At 48.8% G+C, this 9,029-nt stretch carries 9 protein-coding genes; 7 read left to right on the top strand and 2 right to left on the bottom strand.

Annotation, left to right across the window (positions count from 1 at the left end; all coding sequences use genetic code 11):
* From JW881_19990 to JW881_19965, 6 genes are all read left to right on the top strand, one after another.
* A partial coding sequence (locus tag JW881_19990) for a hypothetical protein (GenBank protein MBN1699807.1) occupies positions 1-340 on the top strand: 340 nt, incomplete at its 5' end.
* A gap of 404 nt (positions 341-744) precedes the next feature.
* Positions 745-1,515, top strand: a complete 771-nt coding sequence (locus tag JW881_19985) for a nucleotidyltransferase domain-containing protein (protein ID MBN1699806.1) — start codon at positions 745-747, stop codon at positions 1,513-1,515.
* A gap of 101 nt (positions 1,516-1,616) precedes the next feature.
* Positions 1,617-2,498, top strand: coding sequence for a bifunctional 5,10-methylene-tetrahydrofolate dehydrogenase/5,10-methylene-tetrahydrofolate cyclohydrolase (locus JW881_19980; protein MBN1699805.1), 882 nt, complete (start codon positions 1,617-1,619; stop codon positions 2,496-2,498).
* Between the two features lie 92 nt (positions 2,499-2,590).
* Positions 2,591-3,607, top strand: a complete 1,017-nt coding sequence (locus tag JW881_19975) for a hypothetical protein (protein MBN1699804.1) — start codon at positions 2,591-2,593, stop codon at positions 3,605-3,607.
* An 18-nt stretch (positions 3,608-3,625) separates the two neighbouring features.
* Positions 3,626-4,114, top strand: coding sequence for a homocysteine S-methyltransferase family protein (locus JW881_19970; GenBank protein ID MBN1699803.1), 489 nt, complete (start codon positions 3,626-3,628; stop codon positions 4,112-4,114).
* Positions 4,042-4,368, top strand: coding sequence for a homocysteine S-methyltransferase family protein (locus tag JW881_19965; protein ID MBN1699802.1), 327 nt, complete (start codon positions 4,042-4,044; stop codon positions 4,366-4,368). Before JW881_19970 ends, JW881_19965 begins: the two co-directional genes overlap by 73 nt.
* Positions 4,369-4,402: 34 nt before the next feature.
* Here JW881_19965 and JW881_19960 read toward each other — a convergent pair whose 3' ends face one another.
* Both JW881_19960 and JW881_19955 read right to left on the bottom strand, forming a co-directional pair.
* Positions 4,403-6,058: a hypothetical protein gene (locus JW881_19960; GenBank protein MBN1699801.1), complete on the bottom strand. Its 1,656-nt coding sequence runs from the start codon at positions 6,056-6,058 to the stop codon at positions 4,403-4,405.
* On the bottom strand, positions 6,045-6,782 hold the full coding sequence (locus JW881_19955) for an ABC transporter ATP-binding protein (GenBank protein MBN1699800.1): 738 nt from the start codon (positions 6,780-6,782) through the stop codon (positions 6,045-6,047). The genes JW881_19960 and JW881_19955 overlap by 14 nt, the downstream gene beginning before the upstream one ends.
* Positions 6,783-7,056: 274 nt before the next feature.
* Between JW881_19955 and JW881_19950 the strand changes: the two genes are divergently transcribed.
* Positions 7,057-8,919 carry a phosphoenolpyruvate carboxykinase (GTP) gene (locus JW881_19950; protein MBN1699799.1) on the top strand — a complete coding sequence of 621 codons (1,863 nt, stop codon included), beginning with the start codon at positions 7,057-7,059 and terminating at the stop codon, positions 8,917-8,919.
* The last annotated feature ends 110 nt before the right edge of the window (positions 8,920-9,029 follow it).

Here is a 9,029-nt window from a genome sequence, read left to right as displayed (position 1 = left end):
GGGATCTACCTGGGATTACATGATAATGTGTACGGAGGGATATCAGAGCAGCGGCAGCTCCAATATAACAGTGGGCGGCGCCTCATCCTCCTCTTCTTCCTCCACGACGACGACGACGTCGAATTACGCGACCAATCCTCCGGCGAACCTCGGTGACGTCAATAATGACAACCAGGTAAACATCACGGATGCTCTTCTTATTGCGCAATATTACGTCGGCTTGAATCCCTCGAACTTCAACTCCGGAAATGCAGATACGAACAGGGACGGCCAGATAAACATCACGGACGCATTGCTTATAGCCCAGTGCTATGTGGGCCTCAGGTCGTGTAATTTCTAGTGATACTATAGTCTTCCGGCAAGGGCGATCCCGTCATCCCGATCCATCGTGATCGTCAATGGGGATTGAAAGGGGTGCCGATTAGCGGAAAAACATATATGTATTATTATTACAATGTGTACGCGGGACCGGATATATCCGGTCCCGCGTTTTTGTATCCCTGCCTGCTTAACGGTATTTCCAAAAAAGCCGCCAGGCAGGTTTTTAAAGTGCCTTTTATTACATATAAAGAATGCTTATATACTTTATATAGGGGAATAATGGATGTGAATGACTCTATTGATAATGGTTTTAAAATTATCCTGTTCACGGCGTCCTGCAAATCACCGCCGCTTCGCTACCATGTGAAAAGCACTGTATAAAACGGTAACCTTAAAACTCCAATAGTAAACAAGGTGGGATAAATGTATCAACATCACAGGAATTCCATTGACAATGTGATCGAAAAGATGAAAAAGAACGACAATGTCCTTGCCCTGATTATTGCCGGTTCCATCGCACACGGCTTCGCGAATGAAGACGCTGATATCGATATCATGATCGTTGTGTCACGGGAAGAATACGAAAAACGATGCAAAGATAATGAAGTACTATATTGGGAACGGGAAAGCTGTACGTACGAGAAAGGCTATGTGGATGGGAAGTATATCAGCACGGAGTTCATACGGGAAGTCATCCGGCATGGAGGGGAGCCGGCACGATTCGCCTTTAAGGACGCATACATCGCATACTCCAGAATTCCGGATCTGGAGAATATGATTGACGAGGCGTCACGGTACCCCAAACAATACAAAGATGCGAGGATGAGGCGATTATACGCCCGTTTTCTCGAATGGAGATGGTTTTACGATGAAGGGAAAAACAAGAATAATGTCTACCTGTTCAATACCTCTCTCTGTAATATTGTTCTTTATGGCGGACGGTCGATCCTTGCCTATAACGAGTTACTCTACCCCTATCACAAGTGGTTTCTCCGTGTACTGGAGGGCGCCGCGGAAAAACCCCCTAACCTGATACCATCAATCGAAGCCGTACTCGAAACAAAATCTCATGAATCGGTCGAGCGTTATGTTGCGGCAATAAAGGAATTTACGGATTGGGGGATATCGGATACCGAATGGCCTCGTTGCGTGATGTCGGGGGAGAACCTCGGGTGCCATGAATCGGAATTATAATGCGAAGAAACCGGCCGTGTTTTCCGCCGCAATGGGCTTTATAAAACAACGCCAGTCGGATATAATAATCATTCCAATAAACCTGTTTGGGGGTATGATGCATGAGTGCGAGAGAAATGTCCGGAATTCCAATCGCAGAAAAAATACTCGATGAGGTAGAAAAAAAAGCACGGCTTCTTGCGTCCGAAGGAATAGTTCCCGGACTCGGTACGATATTAGTGGGAAACAATCCGAACTGCCGTCATTACGTCGACAATAAACATAAAACATGTAAAACCGTCGGTATTAAATCGTTTAATATCGACGTCCCGGAATCGGCAACACAGGAAGCATTAATAAACGCCGTGGAAGAATTCAACAATAATCCGGCGGTCGATGCTTTTTTGATACAGAGTCCCGTTCCGGAAAAATTCAATTTTACGGAAGCGGTTTCCATGATAAAGCCTGAAAAAGATGCGGACGGTTTACATCCTTATAACCTGGGCAAACTTGTATTACAGGAAGACGGCCCTTTGCCCTGTACCCCGGCCGGTATCATGGAAATGTTACGGTTTTACGAAATTCCCGTTCAAGGCAGACATGTCGTGATTGTCGGCCGCGGCCCCACGCTGGGAAGACCCCTGGCTTTGATGTTATCCATGAAGCGGGAATACGCAAACGCCGCCGTCACAATGCTGCATTCCGGTGTAAAAAATATAAAGGATTACACGGTACTGGCGGATATTATCGTGTGCGGAGTCGGTATACCCGGATTCATTCGACCCGATATGGTCAAAAGGGGTTGCGTTGCGATCAGCGGGGGTATCACCTGGGAAGGGAAACGCCTGATTCCGGATATCGATGTCGCTGTCGGAGATGTCGCCGGCTGGATAACGTCGAGACTTGGCGGCGTCGGACCGACGACGATCGCCATGTTGCTGAAAAACACGATTATCGCCGCCGGGAAACGGCTTGACGGTATACGAACAGGCTCCCGCGACTGACACCGGATATCCGGCCGCTTGACACCACTGCTGCTTCCGCTTCATTTGACCGCCGAGAAAGGATATGACGGCATAGCCGTGGCAATCGTAAAATGAAAAATATCGGGAAAATTGCAGACATACTGTCACATTCCGACAATCCATCGATCCGGTGGAAGATACGGGTGCATTTTTTTAACGAAGACCCCGACTCCAAAGCGATCAAAAAGATATCCCGGGAGGTAACAAACTCACCCAATGTAAAACTGCTGCTGCAAAATCAGTCGGAATCCGGAAAAATAAAAAGCGGCCATGGCGTTTATGATAAATGGCAGGGGGCCCACTGGATACTGGCTTCACTTTCCGATATCGGTTATCCGCCGGGCGACCCATCGCTTGTTTCCGCCAAGAATGCCATACTCTCGACTTGGCTTGCTCCTTCGTACTATCGGGAATTTGAAGCGAAAAGCAAACAGGATGCGTACAGGGAACAAGGCGTACCGGTCATGGAAGGCCGGTACAGGAGGTGCGCATCCCAGCAAGGTTATGCGCTCCACTATCTGATAGTCCTCGGTCTCTTCGACGACAGGCTACACGATCTGGCGGAGCGCCTCATGCACTGGCAATGGCCGGACGGGGGATGGAATTGCGACAAGAGACCACAGGCGTCGACCTCTTCGTTCATCGAAACGGCGATACCGATGCGCGGTCTTTACCGATACGCAGAAACCTTCAAGGACGAGAAGGCGAAATCGAGCGCGCTACGCGCGAGTGAGTTGTTTTTAAAGAGGCGGTTATTCAAAAGGCTTGCGACCGGAGAAATAATCGACAGGGAGTTTGTCCGTCTGCATTATCCCCTCTACTGGCATTACGACATTCTCGGGATGCTGAAAATATTATCCGAAATGAATCTGGTCGGAGACAAACGATGTGCGGACGCACTTGAATTACTGACGAGCAAGTTTATCCCCGGAACGGGATGGCCGGCGGAAAAAAAATACTACAGAACTTCACATGAAATTAAGCCCGGCAATGACTATGTCGACTGGGGAGGGACGGGCAAAAGAAAAGCGAATGACTGGGTCACCGCCGATGCATTGTGTGTCTTGAAGAAGGCTGAATATATCTAGTGCAAGACGGCGCCCCCAATGGCGGCTTTGAAGGGGCGGTCGCGTATTACCGGTGAAACGCCGAAAAACAATACACTGTCAAGGCGATTATTTAAGGAGAATATCATGCCCCACCATGATTTCATAAGCGTATTGAAAAACAGAAAAATCATAATTATCGACGGGGCTATGGGCACCGAATTGTCAAAACGCGGCCTTGAGATGAGCGGTACGAACAATCCATCAAACCCGGATGAGGTCATTGAAATTCATCGTCAATACATAACTTGCGGCGTCGATGTTATCATAACGAATACCCTGACGATGAATCGTATCAATTGTGAATCACACGGAATAAACATCGATATTCGGGAGGTGAATGTAGCCGGCGCACGTCTGGAAAAACAGGCGGCCGTACTGGAATGGGTAATTCGGTTTCGGACATTACCGGGGCGTTGGAAGACAACGGCGCCGATATTCTCGGGGCGAATTGCGGGTCATTGTCACCCCATGAAATGGCAAAGATAGCCGGCTATTTCAGCCGCGCCTCCCGATTGCCCGTTATCATACAACCGGACGCAGGAAAACCGGTACTCAAAGATAATCTGAGTGTATTCGAAATGGACCCCGAAGATTTCATGAATGGAATAATCGAATGTATCGATAATGGTGCCGCTATTGTCGGGGGATGCTGCGGAACAGGTCCCGAACATATAAACGTGATGGCGGAAAGAATAAAAACCCACCTGCAAAACGGGTGGATTTTTACTAAAAACACATAAGAGCGAAAAAGCACAATTTCATTGTAGAATACATCTATGCCATCTCGAATCCGCCCCCGTATTGCTTATCCGCATAGATAAAAAGCAGCCGGAGAATGATAATGTCCAGAACAGTGACAAAAAGGACAAGCCCCGCGGCAAAAAAAACAGCAGGAATCCCGAATAAAACGACGCACACATAACCCGCCGACCCAAAGAAACCGCAGTACGCGAACGACACCCCCATTCCGATCAATACATTGACATTATTCTTGACCGCCTGCATCGGGTGCGTCCATGCAAGCAGGGGACGGAGGAGGTCAATGAAAATGTGTGCTGAAAAGGCGAGTACGATAAAAACAATCCCGCCGGGTATCATATATAACAAAAACCAAAGCGGTACACCCAAAAGCAGGGAGAGAAAAAGGGCATCGATGATAAAGACGGGAATATAAAGCGATAAATGAAGCAAAAGCTTTGCCGTGATTTGTTTTCTTCCCTCAACAGGGATGAAAAGATTGAGGGCGAATGTATGCCCTTCACGGGAAATGCTTGTGGCCGAAAGGCCGTTCAATCCGGTCAAAAGCACGCACACCCCGAAAACAATAAGATCCGAAAAAGGGAAAGAGGAAATACCTTCGATAACAAGACGCCGCATATCTTGGGGTATTGCCCAATACCCGATGACAAGAAGTACCGGAAAGATAACCAGTTCACCGAATGTCTGAAAAATGAAGGTTGAATTGGAAAAAAGCACGTGCCATTCCCTGTTCAAAATACCGATCACGACGGAACGGCCGCGGTTTTTTTTTACTTCCGGTTTCCGTTTTCCGGCTTTTTTTCCGGCGGAAACCATTCTCTCGCTGAAATTCTTGATAAATGTCAACCTCATTGTCATAAGCATGATACCGAAAAGGAACCCGTCAAGGCCGATAGACATGAAGAGAAAAAGAAAGCCCTTTGCGGGGAAAAAGGAAAGGGCGGCCAGACGTATCGGAAGAAAAACCGTCATTATCCGGTCGAAAAAAAGGGCAAGACCGGCGGGAGTCGACATGCTTTGTGCATCCGTCGAGATGCGGGAAATGATAATCTGAAGACCCAGCATCATGATGAGGGCGAAAAACATCCCGCCGACTTCAAGGGCGGTTCTGTATCTCCCGAGGTTCACAACCCGTGAAAGGCCGGCCGTAAAAAGCATTGCCAGGCTGAGGGGGAAAACAGGACCGATAATAAGAAATACGAAACCCGAAACGACCAGTTCCCATGACATGGAAACACCGGCCGTATACACGCCGACAGCCGGCGCAACGATGAGGATATTAACCGGAATGGCCGGAATAAAAAGCAGCACAAGCCGTGAGGCGACGATCAACAGGGGAGAAAGCGGCAGTGAAAGAAGAAGTCCGGTATCCGTCGAATAATAGAACAGGGAGAGCGAGAGGGGGATCCCTGTAAGAAACAGGATTATCCAGCTTCCGAGCATGGCATAGAAAAAAACAAGCTCCGGCCTGCCCGTCTCTATCCCGATGAGGAGCAAATCCTGATACAGATTGAGAAGATAGAAGACGATTGTCCCCATAAGGAGGAGGATTCCGGCCGCGGCTACGGGAAACACCCATAACAAACCGCGTTTTTTCAGTTCCGTGAGGCGGGTACCCGGTAAACCGGCAACCCCGTTTAATAAGGCCGCGACAAGGCTAATCAGCTTCACCCGTCAACTCCAGAAAAAGCTGTTCGAGGGTCGCGTGCTTTCTGCCCTCCCCGACCCGTAATGACGCGATGGTACCTTCGGCGACGAGTCTGCCCTTGTCGATAATTCCGACCCGGTCGCAAAGCCGTTCAGCCACCTCCATCACATGGGTCGAAAAAAAGACTGTCTTTCCCTGCCCGCAGAAGAATTTCAGTTTTTCCTTCAGGCGAAACGAAGCGGCCGGGTCAAGACCGATAATAGGTTCATCCAGAATAAATACGTCCGGGTCATGAATCATCGCGGCAATAATGGCTGTCTTTTGACGCATTCCGTGAGAATAAGAAGATATCTGATCGTTAAGGGCGCAGCCGATTTCGAAATAGTCCGCAAGCTCCCCAATGATCTTTCTGCTTTCGATCGGCATGGAAAAAACATCGGCGATAAAGTCAAGAAATCGTATTCCCGTCATCCTCTCATAAAGGATCGGGTCCTCGGGTACATAACCGATCATCGATTTCACTTTAAGACTCCAACGACGCACATCGTAATCACCGATACGGATCGTCCCGCTTGAGGGGGAAAGAAGCCCCGCGAGCATTTTAATCGTCGTCGTTTTCCCCGCGCCATTCGGACCGAGAAACCCGTAAAGCTCACCCCTGTTCACTGTCAGGGTAAGGTCGTCAACGGCTAAAACCCGCTTATCGCCTTTTCCGTAATATCTGCTTACACCTTCGATCGCTATCATCTGTCTCTTCCTCAATTGTATAGAATAATAAAAAATAGACAAGGGCCGGATGAACGGAATCGAAATTTCTTTAAAACGGCACAGGTTGATTTTTCCTCTTGACAGGTCACGACGCTTCATGCTACCACTTACGTACATCCCGGTAAGTGTCCGGGATGTTTTAAGTCATTGCGTGGCGGCAGCCCTGCCTGCCTTATCGTTAATGTAACACCAATAGTAACTCCGGTTTCAGGTGTGAAAGAAAGACGATATCATAAACCGAAGGGAGAATTATATGACGATCGATAAAAAAATTCTTGATGATGAGAACACAAAAAAGCTTGAAGCACTCAATAATCCCCATATCCTTGAGATTGTGGAAACCTATGTCAATCTTCTCAAACCGGATAAAGTGACCGTTATCACGGATAAAAACGAAGATATCGCCTATGTCAGGAAACAGGCCATCGAACTGGGCGAGGAAACGACCCTCGCGATGAAAGGCCATACCATCCACTATGACGGGTATTATGATCAGGCACGCGACAAAAAAAACACGAAAGTGCTGGTAACGCCGGAAATGAAAATGAGCAAGGTCATCAACACCATGGAGCGTGAAGCGGGACTTGCAGAGGTACATGACATCATGGAGGGGGCGATGAAAGGGAAAGAGGCCGTCGTCCGTTTTTTCAGTCTTGGTCCGGTCGGTTCGGACTTCTCGATACTGGCCCTTCAGATTACCGATTCCTTTTACGTTGCACACAGTGAAGATATCCTCTACAGAACCGCCTACGAAGAGTTCAAAAAATTGAACGGATCGGATAATTTCATTTATTTTATCCATTCGGCGGGCGAGCTCGAAGGGAGGGGGGTAACGAAAAATATCGAAAAACGGCGAATCTATATCGATCTCAAGGGCAACAAGGTGCTTACCGTGAACAATCAGTATGCGGGAAACAGCCTCGGCCTTAAAAAACTCGCACTCCGTCTCGCCGTTTACAAGGCGAATCAGGAGGACTGGCTCGCCGAACACATGTTTCTCATGGGGGCACAGCCCGCCGGTAAAAAGCGAATCACCTATTTCGCGGGCGCATACCCGAGCGCGTGCGGCAAAACATCGACGGCCATGATTCCGGGCCAGACGATCGTCGGTGACGACATCGCATACCTAAAATCCCGAAACGACACGGCGTACGCGGTCAATATCGAACAGGGTATTTTCGGCATCATTACGGATGTGAATCCTGAAGACGACCCGCTTATCTATGAAACATTGACGACACCCAGAGAATTGATATTCTCGAATGTTCTGGTGAAAGACGGCGTTCCCTACTGGATCAATATGGGCAGGGAACTGCCTTCTGAAGGAATGAATCACTACGGTGAAAACTGGAGACTCGGCGACAAGGACCGGGAAGGTAAACAGATCGGCCACGCCCATAAAAACGCGCGCTATACCATGAGGATACAGGAACTCGAAAACGCGGACCCGAATCTGGATAATCCCGAGGGTGTTCCCGTGAGCGGCGTCATTTACGGGGGCCGTGATTCGGATACGTCGGTGCCGGTCTACCAGAGTCTCAACTGGGTGCACGGTGTTTTCATCGGCGCGACGATAGAATCCGAAACAACGGCGGCCACCCTGGGAGCTGAAGGTGTCCGGTCTTTCAGCCCCATGGCAAATATGGATTTTCTGGTCGTTCCCCTCGGTACGTATATCAGGAACCATATCCGGTTCGGCAACGCTTTGAGTTCTCCACCGCTTGTTTTCGCAACCAATTATTTCCTCAAGGAAGACGGCAAGTTTCTCAATCACAAAGTCGACAAAAAAGTATGGCTGTTATGGATGGAAGGAAGGGTTCATAGTGAATACGGCGCGATCAGCACACCCATCGGACTCATCCCGAAATATGAAGATCTCACCGGGCTGTTCACTCAGGTATTCAATAAAACATACACACGGGAATCCTATACAAAACAATTCAGCATACGTATCACGAAATGGATCGAAAAACTGGAGCGGATGGAAAAAATCTATTCGCAAGAAGACAATATACCCGACGAGTTCTTCCTTATTCTCAAGGACCAGAAACACAAACTCATGGAGTTGAAAAAGACATACGGCAAGGACATCGTGCCGCCCGATGCACTGGTATAAGGGTTTTCGTTAAACGGCTTTCGGCAGCAGCGGGGAAGCCGCAGCAGCGGGGAAGCCGCAGCAGCGGGGAAGCCGCAGCAGCGGGGAAGCCGCAGCAGCGGGGAAGCCGC

Source organism: Spirochaetales bacterium (assembly GCA_016930085.1).
Classification (GTDB): Bacteria; Spirochaetota; Spirochaetia; order SZUA-6; family JAFGRV01; genus JAFGHO01.
The sequence above is the reverse complement of the archived record's forward strand: the minus strand, read 5'-3'. Positions and strand labels throughout refer to the sequence as shown.